At 37.4% G+C, this 22,572-nt stretch carries 15 protein-coding genes and 1 pseudogene; 9 read left to right on the top strand and 7 right to left on the bottom strand.

From position 1 onward, the window contains the following. Positions 1–69: 69 nt before the first annotated feature. From gyrB to IPM71_13010, 3 genes are all read right to left on the bottom strand, one after another. Positions 70–2,040 carry a DNA topoisomerase (ATP-hydrolyzing) subunit B gene (gyrB, locus tag IPM71_13020; protein QQS50494.1) on the bottom strand — a complete coding sequence of 657 codons (1,971 nt, stop codon included), beginning with the start codon at positions 2,038–2,040 and terminating at the stop codon, positions 70–72. A 498-nt stretch (positions 2,041–2,538) separates the two neighbouring features. Continuing rightward, the gene (locus tag IPM71_13015) at positions 2,539–4,200 is read right to left on the bottom strand and encodes a hypothetical protein (protein QQS50493.1); all 1,662 of its coding nucleotides are present in this window, start codon (positions 4,198–4,200) and stop codon (positions 2,539–2,541) included. Between the two features lie 11 nt (positions 4,201–4,211). Then, positions 4,212–7,274 carry a tetratricopeptide repeat protein gene (locus IPM71_13010; protein QQS50492.1) on the bottom strand — a complete coding sequence of 1,021 codons (3,063 nt, stop codon included), beginning with the start codon at positions 7,272–7,274 and terminating at the stop codon, positions 4,212–4,214. A gap of 365 nt (positions 7,275–7,639) precedes the next feature. Here IPM71_13010 and IPM71_13005 point away from each other — a divergent pair, with 365 nt between their 5' ends. The 4 genes and pseudogenes from IPM71_13005 to IPM71_12990 all read left to right on the top strand — a co-directional run bounded on the left by IPM71_13005 (position 7,640) and on the right by IPM71_12990 (position 11,001). Continuing rightward, a complete protein-coding gene (locus tag IPM71_13005; GenBank protein QQS50491.1) occupies positions 7,640–7,936 on the top strand; it encodes a type II toxin-antitoxin system HigB family toxin in 297 nt (98 codons plus the stop codon). Positions 7,937–7,947: 11 nt separating this feature from the next. Beyond that, positions 7,948–8,316 carry a transcriptional regulator gene (locus IPM71_13000; protein QQS50490.1) on the top strand — a complete coding sequence of 123 codons (369 nt, stop codon included), beginning with the start codon at positions 7,948–7,950 and terminating at the stop codon, positions 8,314–8,316. A gap of 226 nt (positions 8,317–8,542) precedes the next feature. Next, entirely contained in the window at positions 8,543–9,631 is a 1,089-nt protein-coding gene (locus IPM71_12995; GenBank protein ID QQS50489.1) for a class I SAM-dependent methyltransferase, read from the top strand. A 297-nt stretch (positions 9,632–9,928) separates the two neighbouring features. After that, positions 9,929–11,001 (top strand): annotated as a pseudogene (locus IPM71_12990) (IS3 family transposase). A gap of 171 nt (positions 11,002–11,172) precedes the next feature. Here IPM71_12990 and IPM71_12985 read toward each other — a convergent pair. The 3 genes from IPM71_12985 to IPM71_12975 are packed head-to-tail and all read right to left on the bottom strand — an operon-like array spanning position 11,173 to position 16,700. Further along, positions 11,173–14,388, bottom strand: coding sequence for a T9SS type A sorting domain-containing protein (locus IPM71_12985; GenBank protein ID QQS50488.1), 3,216 nt, complete (start codon positions 14,386–14,388; stop codon positions 11,173–11,175). Continuing rightward, the gene (locus tag IPM71_12980) at positions 14,381–15,592 is read right to left on the bottom strand and encodes a hypothetical protein (protein ID QQS50487.1); all 1,212 of its coding nucleotides are present in this window, start codon (positions 15,590–15,592) and stop codon (positions 14,381–14,383) included. The genes IPM71_12985 and IPM71_12980 overlap by 8 nt, the downstream gene beginning before the upstream one ends. A gap of 37 nt (positions 15,593–15,629) precedes the next feature. Then, complete coding sequence (locus IPM71_12975; protein QQS50486.1) at positions 15,630–16,700, bottom strand: hypothetical protein; 1,071 nt, start codon at positions 16,698–16,700, stop codon at positions 15,630–15,632. Between the two features lie 813 nt (positions 16,701–17,513). Here IPM71_12975 and IPM71_12970 point away from each other — a divergent pair. The 5 genes from IPM71_12970 to IPM71_12950 all read left to right on the top strand — a co-directional run bounded on the left by IPM71_12970 (position 17,514) and on the right by IPM71_12950 (position 21,601). After that, complete coding sequence (locus IPM71_12970; GenBank protein ID QQS50485.1) at positions 17,514–17,774, top strand: HEPN domain-containing protein; 261 nt, start codon at positions 17,514–17,516, stop codon at positions 17,772–17,774. Further along, positions 17,753–18,061: a nucleotidyltransferase domain-containing protein gene (locus IPM71_12965; protein QQS50484.1), complete on the top strand. Its 309-nt coding sequence runs from the start codon at positions 17,753–17,755 to the stop codon at positions 18,059–18,061. The genes IPM71_12970 and IPM71_12965 overlap by 22 nt, the downstream gene beginning before the upstream one ends. 136 nt (positions 18,062–18,197) lie before the next feature. After that, positions 18,198–18,902, top strand: coding sequence for an ATP-binding cassette domain-containing protein (locus IPM71_12960; GenBank protein QQS50483.1), 705 nt, complete (start codon positions 18,198–18,200; stop codon positions 18,900–18,902). A 15-nt stretch (positions 18,903–18,917) separates the two neighbouring features. Then, complete coding sequence (locus tag IPM71_12955) at positions 18,918–20,108, top strand: glycosyltransferase family 4 protein (GenBank protein QQS50482.1); 1,191 nt, start codon at positions 18,918–18,920, stop codon at positions 20,106–20,108. 44 nt (positions 20,109–20,152) lie between these two features. Beyond that, positions 20,153–21,601 (top strand): oligosaccharide flippase family protein, encoded by a 1,449-nt coding sequence (locus IPM71_12950; GenBank protein ID QQS50481.1) that lies wholly within the window; start codon positions 20,153–20,155, stop codon positions 21,599–21,601. Here IPM71_12950 and IPM71_12945 read toward each other — a convergent pair. Beyond that, positions 21,589–22,380: a hypothetical protein gene (locus tag IPM71_12945; GenBank protein ID QQS50480.1), complete on the bottom strand. Its 792-nt coding sequence runs from the start codon at positions 22,378–22,380 to the stop codon at positions 21,589–21,591. The two genes, IPM71_12950 and IPM71_12945, sit on opposite strands and share 13 nt — an antisense overlap. Positions 22,381–22,572 lie beyond the last annotated feature (192 nt).

Here is a 22,572-nt window from a genome sequence, read left to right as displayed (position 1 = left end):
CTCAAAAAGTATTTCTCCCGAAAGAGAAAAATATTGGGTACACTAATTTAAAAATGGATACTAAAAAGCTTAGGCATCGATTTTCGCATATTTTGCGTGTTTTTCGATAAACTCGCGTCGTGGTGGTACATCATCGCCCATGAGCATGGAGAAAATGCGGTCGGCTTCGGCAGCATTTTCGATTGTAACCTGACGCAAAGTCCGGTTTTCCGGGTTCATGGTCGTATCCCAGAGTTGCTCGGCGTTCATCTCTCCCAAACCTTTATAGCGCTGCATGTTTGCACCCTCACCCAATTCCTCAATGGCTCGCAGACGTTGTTCTTCGTTCCAGCAATATACCTGCTTTTTCCCTTTTTTTACAAGGTATAAAGGGGGAGTAGCAATATAAAGATGACCGCGGTTAATCAGTTCTTCCATGTGCCGGAAAAAGAAGGTCATAATAAGGGTTGAAATGTGGCTTCCATCCACGTCGGCATCGGTCATGATAATTACTTTGTGGTAACGCAGGCGATCGAGATTAAGGGCCTTGGTGTCTTCTTCTGTGCCTATGGAAACACCCAAGGCTGTGAAGATATTCTTAATCTCTTCGCTCTCGAGAATTTTATAGGGCATCGCTTTTTCTACGTTCAGAATCTTACCCCGTAATGGAAGAATAGCCTGAAAAGCCCTGTCGCGACCTTGTTTTGCAGTACCTCCTGCCGAATCGCCCTCTACCAGGTATACCTCGGTAAGGGCAGGGTCTTTTTCAGCGCAATCGGAAAGCTTTCCAGGTAATCCGGATCCTGAAAGCACAGACTTACGCTGCACCAATTCGCGGGCTTTGCGGGCAGCATGACGCGCCTGGGCGGCCAAAACAACCTTGTTTACAATGGTGCGCGCATCTTTCGGGTTTTCTTCGAGGTACATACCCAACATGTTGCTTACGGCTGTATCAACAGAACCTGCTATCTCGCTGTTGCCCAGTTTGGTCTTGGTTTGTCCTTCGAACTGTGGCTCTGCTACCTTTACTGAGATTACAGCTGTAAGACCTTCGCGAAAATCATCGCCTGCAATGTCAAATTTGAGTTTGGAAAGCATTCCCGACTTTTCGGCATAAGCCTTAAGGGTGCGGGTTAGTCCACGGCGAAAACCTGCCAGGTGGGTACCTCCCTCGATGGTATTGATGTTATTGACGTATGAATGGATGTTCTCTGTAAAAGAAGTGTTGTATTGCAGAGCAATTTCTACCGGTACGTCATTTTTCTCGGTTTCGATGTGGATGATGTTGTCGGTAAGTTTTTCGCGGGAGCTATCGAGCAATTGTACAAACTCCTTGAGCCCTTCGCGAGAAAAGAAGGTCTCGGTGAGAGCTGTACCACCATTACCATTTTCTTCTATTTCGCGCAGATCGGTAATTTTTAGGGTAATTCCCTTATTCAGATAGGCCAATTCGCGCAAGCGGGCTGCCAGAATTTCGAATTTATATTCGGTAACAATAAAAATTGAGTCGTCGGGTTTAAAAGTTACAGTTGTTCCTTGCTTGCTGGTAGGACCAACTTCCTTTACAGTGTAAAGAGGCTTTCCACAGGAATATTCCTGCATATAATGTTTACCCTGACGGAAAACATCGACCTGCAGGTGGATAGAAAGAGCATTGACACACGATACCCCTACCCCGTGCAAACCTCCGGAAACTTTATACGAGTCTTTGTCGAATTTACCGCCGGCATGCAATACAGTCATGACCACTTCGAGGGCCGACCGTTGTTCTTTTTCGTGCATATCGACGGGAATACCACGGCCATCGTCGGAAACTGTGACGGAGTTATCGGTATTGATAATTACTTCGATGTATTTGCAATGTCCGGCGAGGGCTTCGTCGATGGAGTTATCCACTACTTCGTAAACCAGGTGGTGCAAACCTTTTAAGCCTATGTCGCCAATGTACATGGCAGGGCGTTTACGAACAGCCTCTAAGCCTTCGAGCACCTGAATGCTGCTTGCCGTATAATCGTTCTGGTTTTTTCCTTTATTCTGCTCTGAAAGTGAATTTTCGCTCATTTTATCTCCTCGTTAAATCAAGTTATACTCATATTCCTGAAGGAATAGAGCTTAAAAAAACAGCCGTTTTGTGAATTGAAAGTATTGGCAAGACTATGTGCCACCCCCCCATTCCGGATAGCTTTTACCGGCCGGTCAAAGATAATAAAAAAGCACCTTAATCGGCTATTTATCAAGTATTTTACTATTGGTTTTATCAACAAAGAATTAACAGATCATAAGGCTAATGCTCAATGATTTACAAACTCTTATGGAGGAAGTTTAGTTTGGCATTCAGGCCTTACCCTATCATTGTGCCATGGTGCCTTTGTGGCTATTTTTTTTTGCCACCAAAGCTCCAAGGCTCCAGGAAACACAAACATCCAAACAATTCTCTACAGAAATACTCCTCTCCAGTCTGAAGCCTTTACTACAAAGCATTGGCCATAAAACCAAAAATTGCCCTGCACTTATAAGAAAGGAGCAGGGCAATTCAGACCATCGGATTAGGCAGGAAGATTAGAATTTATAACTGAAGCCCAGCATGGCATTGAACCTTTGCGCCGGGTAATTATTCCACAAATAATAGTGTTGGGCAAAAAGATTGTGAAAATTTAAGAAACCACTCAGTACATCAGAATATTTGTACTCGAAACGCAGGTTCATATCCCATACAGGTTTTAACTCAATTGTGCTAAAATTCTGGCTGTTGTTGCGGCCATACCGTTTACCGGTATAAATTAAATCGGCCGAAGCGTAGATTTTTTCTTTGAAGTTGTATTGCGCAGTAAAGTTGAGTTCACTGCCCGGTTTGTGCCAGGCTTTTTCTTCTGCTTCCAGGTTGTAGCTGTGGTATGCAGCACGCAGGTAAAAGTCGAGATAAGTATAGGGCGAATACCAGAGCTCGCCGCCCAGGCGCATGTGATCGTTGTCGTCGTAGACCACTGTAAATTGATTTTCGAGCAGAGAGGTGGTGTCGTTCACAAAAAAGTAATCGTTCTTCTTCGAGTCGATCTGCAAATCGACCCGAAAGCCGGATTTCGAACTGATGCGACCGTTAATTCCACCATAGCCGGTTAGTTTATGCCGCGTGTCGTCCACATACAATCCGGGTTTGATATAGGGATTCTCACCGGCAATTTTGCTGAAATGGTTCAGCTCCAAACTTCCGTTGAATCCAAAATAAGCGTCAATGACATTTTCTATTACCTCAAAACCCAAACGGGCTTCGGGATAAACGCGAAACTGGTCGTCGCTCACCAGATAGGTATTGGCACCTACCTCGATGTTCCATTGGTCGCCTTGTTTGCTTAGCACCGGCCGAAACTGAAATACGGCCTTGTTGCTGCCGCGCAGGGTATCGAGCACCGAATGAAAATAATGATGCTGCGCATGGAGAGTAAGCCGGAAAGACTCTATCATAAAAGACAGTTGGCCCCTGGTATTAATATGGTTCTGGCTATTGGAATAATCGTCGCTAAAATAACCGGCATGAAGGTTTACATTATAGCGCAAAGCATTGGAGTCGGTTTGCATCGAATATATGCCTGCATTGGCATAAAGCGAGGTATACCATTGCCGGATATCTTTTTCGTCCATTACCGGCAGAGAATCGGTAAAATTGGCTGTATTGTAGCCATAATATCTTCCCTTTAAAGATTGAAGTCCCAGATCGCCCTCTAGGGTTACCTGTTCGTAAAACCTTTTACCATACAAATTCACTTTGTTGATGCCATATCCGGCAGGCACTTTATGCCCGTTATCGAGTTTCAATTTCGAATGCGACGATTTATGGTACACATAAGCCCCCACAGAATATTCTTTCGAACGCAGGTTTTGTATGCTGAATTCTGCCAGCGGGGTGGTATAGTTACCCATGCCCAACCTTACCCGGCTGTGATACAGGCGGTCGAGTGGTGAACCGACCAATTTGGCAGGCTTAATGGGTTTAATCTCGTATCGGGCATCGATACGCGAAGGCAGCACCGAATAATTCAGAATGGGTTTTACCACTATGGTATCGGAAAACACCGGCGATGAATTGATTTTTTCTGCTTTCTCCACAGCGGGTTGATAGGCACCTTCTACCACCACTACTTTATCGAGCTGCTGTGCCTGAATTGTTGCTGACAGGATAATAAGTCCAGCAAACAGTGAAATTCTACTATTTTTAAAATCCATACGGCGTGTTTTTACTTTTCAATGTTTACTTCGATGGACTGCTCAGCTGGCTTTTTCTCTGCTTCCAGCTTGGCTTTTTCAATTTCTGCCTTTTTGGCTTTGGCCATTTCCAGAATTCCATCGTTCGAATTTTCGTAATAGTTGATAATGCTTTGCAGGGTTTCGATGGCCTGGAAATAGTTTTTACGTGCCGAAAAAATATCTGACCAGGTGATAAAACTTCTGGCAACCCAATATTCGTGTGAAGTACTCATGCCGCTAAAGGCAATTATTTCTTTTTCAGCTGTATCTAATTTACCTTGTTTGTAAAGTATCTCGATGATACGGAATTTCGATTCGGCACCTTGGTAACTAAGCACTTCGGAAGAAATGCCTCGGTATGCCTCCAGTGCCAATTCCTCGCGACCGGTTTCGTGCAATGAGCGGGCCTTGATGAAATTAGCCTCACGTTTTTCTTCTGTCGACAAGCCGGATAAACTTAAAAGTTGGCTGGCCGACTCCACAGATTCAGCATACTGGGCCATCTGAAAATTGAGCTGCATGACCGATTTTTTCGCTTCTTTCAGGTTTGCTTCTGTGGAAGACATTCCGGCAAGCCTTTGATAGAGCTGCAAGGCATTCTGGTTGTTCTTGCGAATTACCTCTATACGGGCAGACCCTAATAGTGCCTGCTCGGTGTAAAGGTTTTGGGCTTGTTTCAGCACATAACTAAACTGGGTAAAAGCCTGGTCGTACTCCCGGGCCTGATAATGGCAATCGCCGCTGAAAAAATAAGCTTTTAGCAGGTAAGCCCCGTTGGGATAAGCATCGATGTAACGCCTGAAAGCTGCTTTGGCTTCGTTGCAATTCGAGGTCATGTAAAGTTTTTCGGCAGCCTGAAAAGTGAGCGAATCCTTCTCGCCAACAGATAGTTTGGGAACATTTCCTTCCAAACCATCGACAAAGCTGGCATACTCATCGACCCGGCCCAGGTCGACATAAATATTTTTAAGCCCGATAAGCGCATTGCGCGCCTCCTCGGTGCCATTGTAGGTAGTAACCGTTTTTTTGTAACAACGGATAGCTTCATCGTTGCGGTCGGCATTGTAATTCAACAATCCAGCCTGAACCAGCGCTTTTCCAGCCAGGTTGCTTTGCGGATAATTTGTAGACAATGCCACAAGCGCTTCGATAGCCTGGGGAGAATCCTGCAGCTTGAGGTACTCCTGGGCAATTTCGTAATAGGCATCGTCGGCATAGATGGAAGAGGAATAATCGCGGGTAAGAATTTTAAGTGTCGCAATCTTTTCGAGACCCCGTTGTGCCAGTCCCAGGCTGATGCCCTTTTGCAACAGGGCATAATCGGCCGATGGGGTGCTGGCATCGAGCGAGCGCTGATAAAAATCGACTGCCTGGGTGTAGTTTTTCTGCATGAAATAGCAATCGGCCACGCGCAGGTAACTATCGGCAGTATATTCCTTTGCAGTATTTTCTCCTGCAAATTGGCGAAAGTACTTGGCTGCTTCCGCGTAATTTTTCAATTTATAATAGGCATAACCCAGGCTGTAATTCACCAGTTTGTATTCTTCGGTGGTATGGGCTACCGGAGCTGCCATAAATTTCTTATAAGCCGCCACAGAGGCTTCGTATTTTGCAAGGCGGTAGAGCGATTCTCCCAGCCAGTAATGCACCCGTGCTTCGCGCTGGCTGTCGTAACCGGTATAAAGCCCTGCTTTTTCGAACATCTCCGCAGCCTGGGCATATTCCTGCACGTTAAAAAGTTCGATACCCCTGTTAAAGGCTATACGTTGGTAGGCTTCCTTCAGCTCGTCGGTTTTAATTTCAACCCTTTCGATGGAAGCCAGAGCCTGGCGATAGTTGCGGGCACCCAGGTACGACTGGATAAGCATGCGCCGTGCCTCATCGATACGTTTCGACTCCGGATACAAAGTGATAAACTCCTCGAAAGCACTGATGGCATCGTTAAACGGATCGCCACCAATTTCGTAGGTGAGCAAGGCATAATTAAACAAAGCATCCTGCTTAATAGCTGGATCGAAATCGGAACGCATGGCAGAAGCAAAGGCCTTTCGGGCATTTTCTTTTTCGCCTTTCTGAAGGTAACAACCCGCAAGGTAATAGCTGGCATTTTGCCCCAGTGCATTTTCGGCCACCGAAACCCTTTCGAAATAAGGAACAGCGGTATCGTATTGGGCAATTTTGTAATAAGCATAAGCCAGCTGGTAGACAGCCTCGTCGTCGGCCGAAGGGCTTTCCTGAATGTATATCTTAAAATAGTCGATGGAGGGTTCGAACTGCCCCAGCTTAAAATAAGCCTCGCCGGTAATGCGGGCCACTTCAGCCCTGCGCTTTTCGGTGACATTCTCCATAATGCCGGGCGTAAAATCGATAATCTCCTGGTATTTTTTCTGCATGTAATAAATCTGCACAATGTAGTAAGGGGCAATAGGGCCAAAAGTTTCGTCGTTGGTAATCTTTAAAAACTCGTTGAGTGCAGTCTGGTAATTTTGCTCCAGGTAATGAATATGGCCGGAATAGTAACGGGCGGGGGCAGCAAACTTTGTTTTGCCCTCTTTAATTTCGTAAAAAGCAATTTTGGCCGCTTCGTTGTCTTTCTTTTCAAAATAACTATATCCCTTTTTAAAATGAAGTTCTGCCTGCTGTTCGTCGGTTAATAGGGGTAAATCGACTTTGGCATAAGCATCAATACAGTTGTTCCAATTTTTAAGAGTATAGAAATAGCCTCCCAAGCTAAACCAGGCATCGTTTACTTTAACCGATTTTGGGTTTTCGCGGATAAACTGCAGGGTAAGCAATTCGGCATCGGCATTGAACAAGCGCATGGCGCACTGGGCAATGTAAAACTGCGAAAGGCTTTTAAGCTCGGTGTTGGGCGAATATTGTGCATAAGCCTGCTCGAAAAGTTTTTGTGCGGTGGCATATTTTTCCTTTTCGTATTGGTCGAGTGCTTCGCGAAAAGTGGCATCGTCGTTACTATGGTAAAGGGTAGATTGTGCTCCGGAGGGAAGCAGAAACATTACCATAAAAGATAGGCTCAGAAGATATTTGATCATGGCAACAATTTTAAAATCAATTTAAAACAATACAACTCGGCCAGTAAAATTACGGAATAAGGAGGTAGTTTATTTTGTAAGGGGGGAAATTAAATTAACAAACGAAGGGAGGGAGAAGTATGCCCCCCACATGGGTGCTAGGTAATTAGGGCACCTTACCGAAAAAGAAAACGCTGTAAACGTTTAGATTTTAATCGTATTTCGGTAATACTGGAAAATTTTAGCCTGGACTTTAAGAAGACAATGACATCGAGAAGGGGAAAAAAGATACACAAGAGTTAGGCAAAATGCCAAAAGAAACAATCTGCATAAATAAGTTCTCAATTTGAGAATTTAATATTAGCTTTGTTCTTAGACTGCGAACTATGAAAAGAATATTTGCAAAAAGTACATTGAGAGAGTTTTGGGAGAAACATCCTGATTCAGAACAGTATTTAAAGACTTGGTTTGATACTGCTATGAGTGCGGAATGGAAAACACCAAATGATGTTAAAAAGAGCTATGCAAATGCAAGTATTTTAAAAGACAGCAGAATTGTTTTTAATATTAAGGGCAATTCATATCGATTGGTTATTAAATTCAACTTCGAACACCAATTGGCATTTGTACGATTTATTGGGACACATTTTGAATATGATAAAATTGATGCTAACAATATATAAATTTGGTGATTATGGAACTAAAACCGATAAAAACAGAGATGGATTACCGAGATGCATTGAAAAGATTGGAAGAAATTTTTGACGCAAAACTTGGTACACCAGAGAGTGATGAGCTTGAAATACTTGGATTAATGGTTGACAATTATGAAAACAAACATTATCCGATTGACGCACCTGACCCGATAGAAGCGATTAAGATACGAATGGAAGAGATGCACCTTAAACAAGTAGACTTGATTCCGGAGATTGGTGGAAAAAGTAGAGTTTCTGAGATTCTGAACCGTAAACGCAGATTGACTGTTGAAATGATAAGGAAATTGGCAACACGCTTGAATTTGTCTTCGAATTTATTGATTAAAGATTATCAACTAATACAATAGGCTCATTTTGCTAACATGGTATATGAGGGTTTACTCCCTTTGGTGCCCGCTGTACGGTACAGGGTGTAAGAAAAGTTCAGAGGTTTTCATAGGTGCGTCACTTGTAAACTGTTATTAAAATCGCGAATGATAGCGAAATTAGTTTATTGAATATTAAACTTGAAAAGGAAAAAAGCACACTACCATTTGATTAATATTAACATTACATTTGCCTGCAAAAAAAAATATGATTGATTTCGATTTTTCAATATTACAATGTCCCATTACCAAGGAAAGTTTAAAGCCTATTTCTAAAGAGGATATTACTTTGGTAATTAGAAACTTTGATTCTGATTTTTTGAAAATTGATAATATTACCGAAGGTTTTATTAATGAAAGCGGCAGCTACTTTTATCCGGTTTTTGAAGAAATTATTCTTTTATTACCTGTATATGCCTTATTTATTGGAAAAGGTGAAGATAAAAGAGGTAAAATGGCATTTGACAAAGAAAGAGTATTTAAATACTATAACGAAATAAATTACGACACAAAAAATAGTTTGAAAATATTTGAAGACTCTCCAAAATGGGTTGATTTCAGGGATGTTTCTAGTGATTACATACGTAATTCATTCACCAAGGCACAGAAATATTTAAATCCTAAAGGAAAATATCTGCTTGATATTGCTTCCGGACCAATAGGTTTGAAAGAATATGTTGACCTATCTGAAAACTTCGAAATTCGTATTTGTGCTGATATTTCAGTGAATGCCCTTATACAAGCAAAATATAATTTCGGCCAAAAGAACGGCATTTATATTTGTGCAGATATAACTAATATACCTTTAAAAGAGAGTGTTTGCGATTCGGTACTTTGTCAGCACACTCTATATCATATTCCAAAAAACGAACAAAAAACTGCGGTAGAAGAAATGTACAGGGTAACTAAACCAGATTGCAAGATAGCTATTGTATATAGCTTATTTTATCATAGCTGGTTTATGAATATAAGCTTATTTCCTGTTCAATTGTACCGTATTGCAAGGCATTTTGCAGGAAAGGTTTATGTTACTTTGTTTAACAGCAAACCCCGATTGTATTTCTATCCTCATTCGCTTGGGTGGTTTAAAAGGACTTTCGCGTTTAGCAGTAAAATGGAGTTTTATTGTTGGAGAAGCACTAATAAATACTTCTTAGACATTTATATCCATAAGAAGCTTGGTGGCAAAAAGATTTTGAATTGGCTGCGGAAAAGTGAGGATAAATATCCTAAGTTTTGGGGTAAAATTGGGGAATATCCGTTAATTGCTATTTCTAAATCAAGTGAAATTAAATAAATAGTAATAATTGAGTGAATATTGGTTTCATTTATTTTGAATTAGCGACTAAATCTGAAATATTTACATAATATTCATATTTTGAGGAATCTTCCGGCCAAGAAAATATGAATTTCGAATCATTATAATCATTTATTGTTTGTTCGCCAACCTCATAAACCCTATATTTTATCTCTCCAATATCTTCATTAAACCTTAATGTAATTTTTATGGTATAAGTGCCATTTTTCTCAATTTGAAAGCTTCCCCCAAAACAGTAGCGATTAAAAATATAGTTTAATCGTTAACTTTGGTAGAATGAAAACAACAAAATTTACAGAGAGTCAAATCATCAAGATTCTGAAAGAGCAGGACCAAGGCAAGAGTGTTTCGGATATCTGCCGGGAGCATGGTATAAGCCAACCAACTTTTTATCAGTGGAAATCAAAGTATTCAGGGATGGAGGTAACCCAGTTGAAAAGACTTAAGGAACTGGAACGAGAACTTTCGCAATACAAGAAGATTGTAGCTGAACAGGCGTTGCATATCACGGTTTTAAAAGATGTAATTGAAAAAAAGCTCTAAGGCCTGCAGAGAAACGGGAATTGGTAACCTATGCTCAACAAAGGCACACGTTGAGCATTCGGCAGGCCTGTGTGCTATTTAATATATACCAGAGTGTATATTATTATCAACCCATTGCGGGGAATGATCAGGAAATTAAGGACAAGCTGGCAGAACTAGCAGAGGTTCATCGCCGGTGGGGATTTTGGATGATGCACTATCACCTGCGGCAATTAAATCATTTCTGGAACCATAAAAGAGTTTATCGGGTTTATACCGAGATGAAGCTTAACTTGAGAAGAAAATGTAAAAGAAGGCTGCCATTGCGCCCGCAGGAGTCCTTGTTACAGCCGCTATTACCTAACTTAACCTGGAGCATGGATTTTATGCATGATGTGCTTAATAACGGAGTTAAATTCAGGACATTTAATGTAATCGATGATTTTAACCGGGAAGCTTTGACTATCACCTTAGGTACAAGTATTACAAGTCTGCGGGTAATCAGGGAACTGGAACGATTAATCGACTGGAGAGGCAAACCCGAACACATAAGGGTTGATAATGGGCCGGAATTTATCGCCCAGGCTATGGAAGACTGGGCAAACGATAAGAATATAAAACTCAAGTTTATTCCCAAAGGAAAACCGCATAGAAATGGTTATGTAGAGCGATTCAACAGAAGCTATCGTGAAGAAGTTCTGGATAGTTACCTATTTGAAAACATCCGACAGGCACAACTAATCTCAAATGCATGGCTATGGTCTTACAATAATGAGCGACCCCATAGTTCGCTGATGTACCACACTCCGGTATCATTCCTATTGAAATATGGAAAACTTCACCGCCCACAAGGCCCAACAAAGTTTCCCACATTTCAACAGGACATAAACATTAATTTAAAAAGTTTAATTTTAAATGCTACTAATTAGGGGAAGCTTTCAAATTAGCCGAAGAGATAAAAAAAGGGCATCCATTTTTTGGACGCCCTTCAATTTTAATTATTTCTGAATTACTATTTTAAAATTTTCTACCCTATTGTCGGTGGTTATGGTTCTGATAATGTATAAGCCCTCTTGGGCATTTAAATCAACTACTTCTATCCTATTACCAGGTCTTTGAGAGTAAATCCTTTGACCTAGAGAGTTATAAATTTCGAAATGAGCTATTTCTTCTACATTCGAAAACTCGATATTAAAATGGCCATTCGATGGGTTGGGATAAACCTTTATACTCTGCATAAGCCTGTCTGCCATAGGTGAAGGAATAACCTCCTCTACTGCCTCCTTGGTAGTTGGAATTGGTATATTACCGCCTGTTAGACAAGGATCGTTTGCATTAATTCTTAAATAGTTGCCAGCAGTTGGTTTCGAATTAAACCCAGGTTTTAAACTTACACTATGACATGCCTTTAACTCAATTTTCGCACTATTATAGCTGGGTATACCTGAAAGAGAAGTTAAATCAAAGTTCCCCGTCCAATAGCGGTTAACATTGTCCCAATTGCTTCTTACAGCATTGTTTATTGTACTTTGGGTTAAGGTTTCATTGCAGTCGACAACAATTGGGTACCTCCACTGAATTTCATCATCATGACAACCCCTTGTTTTATTACAAACAAGGTATCTAACGGTTTTTATTCCTTTTGTCTTATATGTATGACTTACTATAGGTATGAAATAATTAAATTGATCAACATATCCTGGTCCAGTGATGTTAAATTCCCAATACCACTCATTATATCCAACCAAGTGTGATGGCGAAGTTGTATGTTCAAAAAACACTGTGCCACCAACAGGTATAATTGTACAGCCAATAAATTCTATACCAATATTTTCAAGGGGTTCGGATTTTATCGGTTCATTAACTATTGTTATTGGAACTTGCTGCGCAATGCCTACTTCACCTTCAGAATCTGTAACGGTTAATGATGCCATATAAGTACCAATATTATTATACGTAAACTGATCTGTCCAAACTGTATTGAAATCACTAATTTTTGTTATTGTTCGGCCATCACCTAATCCGAATACATAAGTAAAGGGACCCACACCTGTGTTATTAAGAATTTCACCCATCAAACTATTCTGTAATCCTACCATATTATCACCTGGTATTGCGTCTAGTACAACGGTTATGGGGCCGGAAGCACCTGCAGCAACATTAATTACGTGAGAAGAATTGCAAGAAACACCTGCATTGTTAATTGCATTTAATGTTACTGTATAGTTCCCTGTATTATTGTAATAGTGCGTAGTGATTGGATCTGTTTCAATAATGGTGTTTCCATCTCCAAAACTCCATCGCCAGCTTACAATATCTCCAACTGCACTTGATTCAAATTCAACCTGATACGAACCACTATTATAACCAACCTGATTAGAAGTAAATGAAACTCCGCATGGCGAAAATACTAAACCAGTCGCTGATGCACTAAAGGGACTTTCCATACTACCACTTGAAGACTTTGCTGCTTTTACCCAATAATAATATGTACTTCCTGCAGTAGCAGATAAATCATTGTAGGTTGTAGTTGTTATCCAACCGGATAAATCAGTTGCAGAGCCGGAATTATTAACTGAATTTCTGAATACTTTGTAATGGGTCGCACCCGAAACACTATTCCAGGTTACTGTAATTTTATCAGGTAGTGTTGTTGTTGCCTGAACATTTGAAGGCATAACGGTTTGAGCAGATTGAACAATAATTTGATGAACATTATCATTATTTGTTGTAGCAGTAGGACTCCAAGATCCATTACTTTGATGCTTAGGTATTTGAGTACCTGCAACACTTGTAGTTCCTGCAGCAAACCCCCAAAGTCCATTACCAGCTAAATCTTTGCTATTGCTTGTAATTGCAATAGTTTTACTGCCTGTAGTTACAGAATTTGAAGCAATGCCAAAGGTCCATTCTTTATTATTTGTATTTGCTACTGGAGTAGCATTGTTAGTTGTAATACCAAATGCATTTAATTCAACATTTGCCATTGGCTCACTGGTGTAAATCTTTATCCAAAGAGCTTCACCTTCTACTATGCTATTTGGTGTAGAAGTGGATAATATGAGCGCTGACACATTCCATGTCCACTGACCCTCATAAACTATAGCACCATTGATATCATTCTTTTTAACAACTATTTTTTCGATATAGGGGAGATAATTGTCTATTAATAGATTGCATGGTAAAAAAATACTATTATTGGGACTATCATTAAAATCAACATCATATCCTGTTATCCCTAAAACGTAAAGCCCATCTTTATAGGCAGCCTCTGTAATGTTTAATGCATCGAGTGTTGCATTTGCAGGCCAGGTTTCTGTAGTTCCTGTTTTTAAATTTGTATTCAAATACCTATCGTTAGGTGTTGTAAATGGACTACATGTTAACATATGTATCGATGGACTTCCTGGACTAACAGATTGTGGATGAAATGCATAAATAGCTGTAGAATTGTTGGGTATTTGATTAAATGTTATTGATTGCTCGGTTAGTAAAACACCATTTTGTTTTAATTCATATTTCATTTTATAAGGTGCAGTTTGTCCAGTTGTACCGCCACCATTACTTAGAACTCTGTAATCTTTAATGTGAGCAGCAATATCAATTTTATTATATACCGTTAAGTAAAGAACACTATTGATTGTTTTTCGAATATTAAATTCCTTTATAGCATAATCAGTTGACGTTTTTATAATACCGTTTTGATAGATGGCAAAACCATATGGTAAGGCAGCATATTCAATTATTGGTACTTGAGTATCGATATAAGGAGTTAAATGTTGATTTAGAAAATTTATTGAATTATCCTCAAGATGCAGATGTTCCTCAATTCCTTCAGTTAGCATTTCAGATATATGCTCATTTATTGAATTAACTTGAGTTATAATACCAAGTCTAATACCATCAATTGGTTTAGTGTGGATATACTTTAAATCGCCTATTAATACATATGAAGTCCAAGCATCCCAAACATCATCCCCATTTACAAAACTAACATTACCAGTATTTATGCTATAAACATTTAAATCATTCCCATTTGTTAAATCAATTCCTCGATGATATCGATGTGCTCCAGAAGATGAAGAATATCGATATTCACCAATTGTGCCGACTACTTGAGCTTGTGTATTTTCACTCTCAAAAGGCCAAACATAGCTTTGAGCATTTATAAGTGAGAATGAATATAGAAAGACAATTATTAATAGCTTATTCATATGTACTAATTGTTAGATCATTTATTAAAAATAGATTTCCTTTAACAATGACAGATTTTGAATTCGTACCACAATTGTCATTCGAATAGATTGGGTTACCCTTTATATCTGTTGAGTTATAAATTCTTAAGGAACCGATGTGTGATTCCTTTTCTGAATCCTCAGAAACCTCATAGGTTATAGAAAATCTCTCATTGTCATTAATCAATGATATATTTGGCACAACTTTATATTTTTGCCAACTTTCCTTCAGATTATTAGGTACTAATTCCAAATTATTGATTTGTTCAATATATTTACCTGTAAGCAAATCAATTACTAAAAGTGCATTAAAAGTATTAGCCACAACCTGGTTATACTTTGAATTTATAAGTACGACATTGTCTATTGTTCTATTTGGTAAATCTTTCTCCCATAATAGTGTTCCTTGTTTATAACATATTAATCGACTAGTGCCATTAATTTGTGAAGAGAGGTAGACCAATATATATTCATTATCATATTTAATTGAGGATAGTACATAATCATCAACATAATATTCTTTAACATATTTTTTTGTTTCACTAATTATTGAATAACTTGTAATTGTAATTGTTTTACTACCATTAGATTGTGTTGCATAACATAAAGTTTGATTGTTATAATTGAAAGCATAATTCGTCATACCCTGCTCACCAAAATCGACAATTACTTTTCTTTTATAATCTTTATCGTAAATAGATATTGAATACAATGTTCCATCAGAATTTTCAAATGATATAATCTTTTCGTTCTCATGAACTGGAATATTATAATCACTCAGATTTATTTTAAAATTGGCTTCTTCAATAAGATTTGACCCATTTAGTTTATAAAAAGTCACCTTTTTTTCGAAGGTTTCAAAATCGTAACCCTCAGTTATTATTTTACTATTAGAATAGGATAATAATTTTTCATTTTGTTTAAGTGAGATTTTATTACCGTTTGGCAACATTAAAGTTTGAATTATGCTTTCTTTTTCCATGCCTTCAAATCTTCCTTGTTTAATGCTTGTTTTACTGGTTATTTTCTCGAAAACAATAATATTGTCTTTAGTATTTTCTATAGGTAATATTTTTTTTATTCCTCCTAAGTTTTCGTCTTTTAGAGTTACACTTCGTATATTTTGAGCTTGATTATAGGAAAATGAAGCGCAAAGAATAATTAATAAGACATATTTTTTCATATAAGTTTTTTTTATTTCTACGTAAACCACTCCCTTTCTATTTACTCCTCAACTCTTCAATCAGCAACTGCTGTTTTTCGTTCTCCTTTTTAATTTCTATAATGTAAAGGGTTAGCTCCTCCACTTTCCTTAATAAGATTTCGTCCATGGTACCAACACTATAGCCATTTTCTTTAAATTCTGCAGCACTAGGCACATCGGGCAGGTGTTTGTTTTCTGTAATAAAACTTTCAACTTTTTCAAGAGAAAGTAAATTATAGTCTTCTTCAAAAACGTAATCGGCATTAGGTACATCCGTTACAACATTTAATTCTTCGCACTGTATTTTACCATTTACAGTTAACATATATGTTGAATTTCCCGGATTACAATTAATTCCCACTTGACCATTGTTTTTTACAATGAACCTATAATTGGAACCAGACGTAAGTGCTAAAAGACCAGGATTATTGGCCTGTGGTACATCCCAACCATAACACCCCCAAAACAAATCTTGATCAGCCGGAACATTCGGTGCATTATTTACTGCACTTATCATTGTACCTTCAGTGTTGCTGCCCTTAACATATGCACCAGTATAAAATAATGCACTTCCATTTACTTCCAATTTATATCTGTTTTGCGAATCAAAAGTTGTTGTGCCAATTCCTACATTCCCTTTAAAATAAGCATGTCCATTATCTAATGATATAGCAGCATTTACGTTACCATTACTGGTAAAAACAATCTGATGCCCAAAATTTGCAATTGGCTTTTTAGCTCCACTACCAGCGTTGGTGTGTGCATACCCCATACCATATAAGGTTCCAAAATTGTTAGAAGTAGTACTAATCAAATAAGTTGGTGAAATGGACCAGATACCCTGTACCTCAGTAGAATTATAAGTTCCACCTAAACCCTGTCTACCAACGCCAACCATTCCACGTACATCGAGTGTTGTGTTTGAGTTTGGACTAGAAGTGCCAATTCCCACGCGTGTGCCCGGTCCAAAATGTGTTGTATATACAATAGGTGCTGTATTATAAATCCATTGTGCATTTAACTGTTTTCCTGCAAGAAATACTAAGCCAATTATGGCAATCCATTTTGTAAGTACTAGTTTTTTCATAAGTATTGTATTTAGGGTTTAATTGTGTTTACTCAATATGCTTATTCGGCATCTGCCGTTGATAAATAATTAGCCATATTATTTGTGATACTACTCCACCTAACTTCTATCCAACCATGTTCTGTTATACTCCAAAATAAAGGTTTGGCATTACCCTGCCTGATAATTCTTCTTGCTTCTAACGTAGACCTTTTACTGTAGCGCATAAAAAAACCGTTTATTAAAACATCAATCCTAAACCATCAAGAAAGCGAAATTAAACCACCCCGCATACTCTCTCTGGTTAATCCATTGGTTTTAAAAACGGCATTCACTCAGGGTAAATATATGCAGACATTTTTAAAAAATATGCATGGGGGGGGGGTAATTTGTAATAAGTCTAAATAAACATAAACGGTTAAGATTCTTCTCTTTGTAATCATGCACCCAACCTGCTGGTTTATCATTTGTTTTTTTACTTTTACAAGCTGCAACAACTAAAACTGCTCTATGCAAATTTTGAAAGGGTAATTAATTAAGGTAAGCAACGCTATACAGTCCGAACACAATTTACCCTTTTATATCTTCCTGTAGGTGCTATATATCAAGAGGTTAACTGTAGTTTTATTAAACATAGTGTAATTATATAAACATTATGAAAATGAATCTGATCAATGATTGTTTTTAATAACTTTGAGTTTTTGAAGGACAAAAAATGATTGATATAAAAAAACAAATTGTTTATTGGACTAAGGGGGCTGATGATGATTTATTGACTGCTGAATTGCTAATACGAGAAAAACGAATTTTGCATGGATTGATTTTTTTCATTTAGTGATTGAGAAGGCTATTAAAGCTCATGTTGTTAAGACTTCTGGTGAGCTTGCCCCGAGGTCGCACAACTTGTTTTTCCTTTTAGAAAAAACCAATTTGGAATTTGATAATGAAACTGAAATATTTTTGGGGATTTTAATGAAGTATCAGTTACAAGGACGATATCCTGATTATAACCCTGAACTGCCAGATATTTTAAAAGTAAATGAATATTTCGAAAAGACAAAAACCTTATTAAAATGGTTAAAAGAGAGATTGTAGAGATATTGAAAAAATATATTTTTGTTTTGCGTTCAGAAGGAATAACCATCGATAAAGCGTATTTGTTTGGTAGCTATTTATCAAATACAGCCACCGATGATAGTGACATTGATGTTATGATTTTGACTGAAAACGAAGATGATTATCAGACTGGAAAAATTTGGAGTTTAACGAGAAGAGTAAATTCAAAAATTGAACCTTATCTTGTTGGAAAAAGAAGATTTATTAACGATGAGGATTCTCCATTGATTGATTTAGTAAAAAGGACGGGACTAGAAATAGCATAAAGATCTACAGGCATCTGGCAAAATATAAAATTACCGAGACAATAGTTTATTCATAGGTAGTTATGAATTGGTTTTTCCAATTGACGACTTATATAAAGGAAAATTGTAAAATAGCTACACACAATACACAAGAAACATGTCAATCGACCACATTATCAGCTTCGAGGGAGCCAATATTTTCCAGGAAGATCACCTGGTGCTTACCAACGTTAATTTTCAGGTAAAAAAGAACGAGTTTGTGTATTTAATTGGCAAGGTAGGAAGTGGAAAAACCAGCCTGATAAAAACCATCAATGCCGAAATACCCCTGAAGCAGGGCGAGGCCTTTGTGGCAGGTTATCATCTGCATAAGCTTAAAAACAACCAGGTGCCAAAGCTACGCCGGAACCTGGGCATTGTGTTTCAGGATTTTCAGTTGCTGATTGACCGCAATGTGCACGAAAACCTGAAGTTTGTGCTGGGTGCCACGGGCTGGAAAAACAAAAAAGAGATTGACAAGCGCATCGAAGAAGTGCTTGATAAGGTAGGCCTGCAGCACAAAGGATACAAAATGCCCCACCAGCTCTCTGGCGGTGAACAACAAAGGGTGGTGATTGCCCGTGCCCTGCTCAACGACCCAGAAGTGATACTGGCCGACGAGCCCACCGGCAATCTCGACCCCGAAACCTCCGACCAGATTATGCAGATACTCTTTGCCATACAACATACCGGCAGGGCCGTAGTGATGGCAACCCACAACTACAACCTTTTCGAAAAGTATCCGGCCAGAACCCTTAAATGCGAAGAGGGGAAGGTGGTGGAAGTGGGTGGAAAAAACAAATTAAACGAAGATCTGCAATAAGGTATGCACCTGCAAATGAAAGCGAATGAGAAAACAATTTGCATGCTTTCAGATATGCATGGTTTGTTTGACGACAGAATTTATTGGAAAGAGGCCGTTTCGTTAAAGAAATACGGATTCAACCTGATTCATATAGGGTTTTCAGACAAGGAAGAAGATTATATTTCAAACGAAGGGATAAGAATTATATCGATACCCAGGTTGAAGTACAGCAAAATTTTTCTCTTCGACAGAATAATTAAAACTATCCTTTTCAAGAAGCCTTACAACACAATGCTGAAAAAGATAAAGCAAACTAATGCTCAGGTATATACAGTACATGATTTAAAGATTAATGCGATAATAAGAAAAATAAAAAAATTACCCCAAAAACCTAAGCTAATTTATTGTATTCATGAGGATTATCCCGATATGATTCGGGATTATACACAAAGAAAAGGATTAGCCAAAATCTTAAGATTTTTCTATGCAACTTTGATTGAAAAGTGGGAAATTAAGAAATCGACACTATACGATTATGTAATAGCCTTTGATGATGCCACATTTAACAAATTCAATAGGTTACGAAATAATACTAATACTGATTTAATATATAATTTCGCTGAGATTGATGAAATTATTACTGACCAGCCAGAAAAAAAATGGGACATATGCTATGTTGGAAGTATTAGCAAACAAAGAGGAATTTTGGAATTGATTGAGGCAATATCATTGACTAGGAGTTTAAAGAAAGATATCAGTTTACTTATACTAGGTACTATACACGATAAAATATTTGACAAAATAATCAGGGATAAAATTTCGAAGCTATCACTTGAATCAAATATAATTCTACATGATGCAATTGATCATAAAAAAGTTTCAGAATATATTAGAAGTTGCCGCATTGGAATGGTAACCCTACTTCCTATTCCTAAGTATTTCAAAAATATTCCAATTAAACAATTTGAATATATGGCTTGCGGATTGCCAGTTATCGGCAGTAATCTTCCTCCGATAAGAAAGTTTGTTGACCCTTCCAATTCTGGTATAATAGTAAATCCTGAAAGCCCTTCGGATATATCTTCGGCAATAATTAAATTGTTGAATGATAAAAAACTCTATTCAGAATTATCAGAAAATGCTTATAAAGCTGCTATTAATCATTATAATTGGAAGATATCAGAAAAAAAAATGTATCACATTTATTCAACACTTCTTCTTTAAGATTCCTTTTAATGGTTGAATTATTATTGATTTAATCAACGAAATTGCTAAATCAAAACAAAAAAATATCAACTGATTTAATCTGGTATCTGATCGGAACGGCATTACCAATGTTAACGCTTTTTGTCCGATCTCCTATTTACACTCGAATATTTTCGCCAGAAGAATATAGTAGTTATTCTTTAATATATATAAGCTTTACATACATTTCCGCAATATCATTCCAAGGAATCACCAATAATGCATGGAGATATTTTCTTAAATACAAGAAAGCTAATATTTCAAATATTTATTATTCCACCCTCTTTCTTTTATTTCTGATTTCAGCTATAATTATTCTGGGTGCATCTACCATTTGGTTATTGTTTGTGAAGGATATATTTCTAAAAAGGCTAATAATATTAGGTTTCTTTTATGCTATAAGCAATGAGTTCTTTATGACTCTGTTTGTGCCAGCAAGACTCGAAAAAAAAGCTGGATTATATAACATTGTAAACAGTCTAAGGGCTATTTTGTCTTTTGGATTATTGTTGTTACTCACTTTCAGATTCACCTATACAATTGACGCTTTTTTTATTGCTCCATCAATTATAAATATACTCTTCATAATACCCCTAATACTTTATAATACTCCTCTCAAAAACCTGGTAATCAATTTAGATACTATTAAGCATAGCAAAAGATTTCTCAAATATGGAGCAGCCAATTTATTTTATAATCTAGGCTTGTTTCTATTGATTTCAAGTGACCGTTTTATTATTTTGTTATTCGAACCTTATGATAAAATCGGAATTTATAATCAAACCTATAATATAGGACAGGTTACCATTGCAGCGATATTTTTGGTTTTTAATTCAGCAATAAATCCATTTATTACCGAAATTCTAGATAAAAGACCTAACTCTTCAGATGAAATATTGAGTGGTTTTTTCAGGCTTTCATTCATAATATTTCTTCCAGTTACAGTTATCTTATCTATTTTCTCAAAAGAAATAGTTTTTCTTTTGCTTGGAGATAGCTTTCGCGAAGCATGGCAAATATTGCCATTCATATTTTTAAGCTCCTTTATTCTTGGATTAAATTATTTTGCAGTTTTAAAAATTAAATTTAAAAACGATTTAAAAACCTTAATGTTTACATCTCTTTTTGCTGCCACGGTTAATATTTTCCTAAATTTATTACTCATCTGGCTCTTTGGTTATAAAATGGCTGCAACTACAACCTTTTTAGCATACCTAATTCTAGCTTTTTTACTGTATCGAAAATCAAATCTTACGGTTTTTGATAAACCCTTTAAAATTATATGTTATAAACTTCTTATTTCATGCCTGTTATCAATATCAGTTCACATTCTGATAAATAAATGGTTGGCTCCTATTCATGTAGTTCTGAATGTTGCTATTCAACTGACTATTATCAGCGTAGTTTTTTTAGCACTTTTAAAAAAAGATGTGAAGAAATTAATCGCAATTCTATTCAATCAAGAAAAATAGTTTATAGCTCGTAAGATAAGTTCTCCTAAAATATTTTTATTGAACCTTAATTGAAAATAGTTTTCAGTCTCCGCCCCAAACCCCTTATAAAACCTGGCAACACCTTCTATTGAAGAACCTTCAAAGTCGATGCAAATTCCTTTACCCGAATATATTTTAATAAGCTCATCGACTAAAAAAAACTGAACGCCCAGATCATATCCTTGATCACTTGTTATTGGGAAAAGATAAGTCAGCCGTTTATTAAACAATAAACCGATAACAATACTTTGAAGTTGCCCCTTATGAAAAGCACCTACTATTTCGCATGATCTATTAATTAATGCACCATTAATCAACCTTAGTAGCAGTTGATAATGTTTTTCCTTCAGATTATACTTTTCTGGCCATGCGACTTTTCTATAAAATTCTTTTAGAACCTGAATTGATATATCGTGTTCAATTTGCAAATTGTACTTTTGGGCTTTTTTAATATTTCGCTTATGATTCGGTTTAAAACCTGAAAAAATTTCGGAATATGGTTTGTTGAGTTTAAGAATTAAATTCTCTCTAACTTTTATTTTATTCTGAGAATAATTTTGAAAGAAAGCGTTGAATTGCAGGAAACCAAAAAAATAATTTGATTTCAACACATAAATGATTTCTTCAAGTGTGAAAAAATCATCTGAATTGCTAAAAATTCCTAGTTGCTGAGTAAAAATAGGCTGTGCAATGTATTTAATTCCTAGTTTTCTTTTTACCGGCAAAGGCATCACTGTTTCGTAATCGCCTTTTACCAAACCCTCCCAATATGGCGATACAATATCGAGGTACCAGCTCAAGGCATAAATCAGTCCATTGGGTGCCTTTTCGATGCAGGTATCCCATTTGGCCTTGTCAATTTCATGATGCTTTAAATAGCGTACCATTTGTTTGTGTTTTCAATTGATTGTTCGCCAATTAGCGAAAGTTACAACTCTTACAAGAAGTAA

The organism is Bacteroidota bacterium (assembly GCA_016699695.1).
Lineage (GTDB): Bacteria > Bacteroidota > Bacteroidia > Bacteroidales > UBA10428 > UBA10428.
This window is presented reverse-complemented; position numbering and strand designations above follow the sequence as displayed.

Coding starts and splice junctions, on each gene's coding strand:
- gyrB (QQS50494.1), bottom strand. CDS start 2,040: ATGAGCGAAAATTCACTTTCAGAGCAGAATAAAGGAAAAAACCAGAAC.
- IPM71_13015 (QQS50493.1), bottom strand. CDS start 4,200: ATGGATTTTAAAAATAGTAGAATTTCACTGTTTGCTGGACTTATTATC.
- IPM71_13010 (QQS50492.1), bottom strand. CDS start 7,274: ATGATCAAATATCTTCTGAGCCTATCTTTTATGGTAATGTTTCTGCTT.
- IPM71_13005 (QQS50491.1), top strand. CDS start 7,640: ATGAAAAGAATATTTGCAAAAAGTACATTGAGAGAGTTTTGGGAGAAA.
- IPM71_13000 (QQS50490.1), top strand. CDS start 7,948: ATGGAACTAAAACCGATAAAAACAGAGATGGATTACCGAGATGCATTG.
- IPM71_12995 (QQS50489.1), top strand. CDS start 8,543: ATGATTGATTTCGATTTTTCAATATTACAATGTCCCATTACCAAGGAA.
- IPM71_12985 (QQS50488.1), bottom strand. CDS start 14,388: ATGAATAAGCTATTAATAATTGTCTTTCTATATTCATTCTCACTTATA.
- IPM71_12980 (QQS50487.1), bottom strand. CDS start 15,592: ATGAAAAAATATGTCTTATTAATTATTCTTTGCGCTTCATTTTCCTAT.
- IPM71_12975 (QQS50486.1), bottom strand. CDS start 16,700: ATGAAAAAACTAGTACTTACAAAATGGATTGCCATAATTGGCTTAGTA.
- IPM71_12965 (QQS50484.1), top strand. CDS start 17,753: ATGGTTAAAAGAGAGATTGTAGAGATATTGAAAAAATATATTTTTGTT.
- IPM71_12960 (QQS50483.1), top strand. CDS start 18,198: ATGTCAATCGACCACATTATCAGCTTCGAGGGAGCCAATATTTTCCAG.
- IPM71_12955 (QQS50482.1), top strand. CDS start 18,918: ATGAAAGCGAATGAGAAAACAATTTGCATGCTTTCAGATATGCATGGT.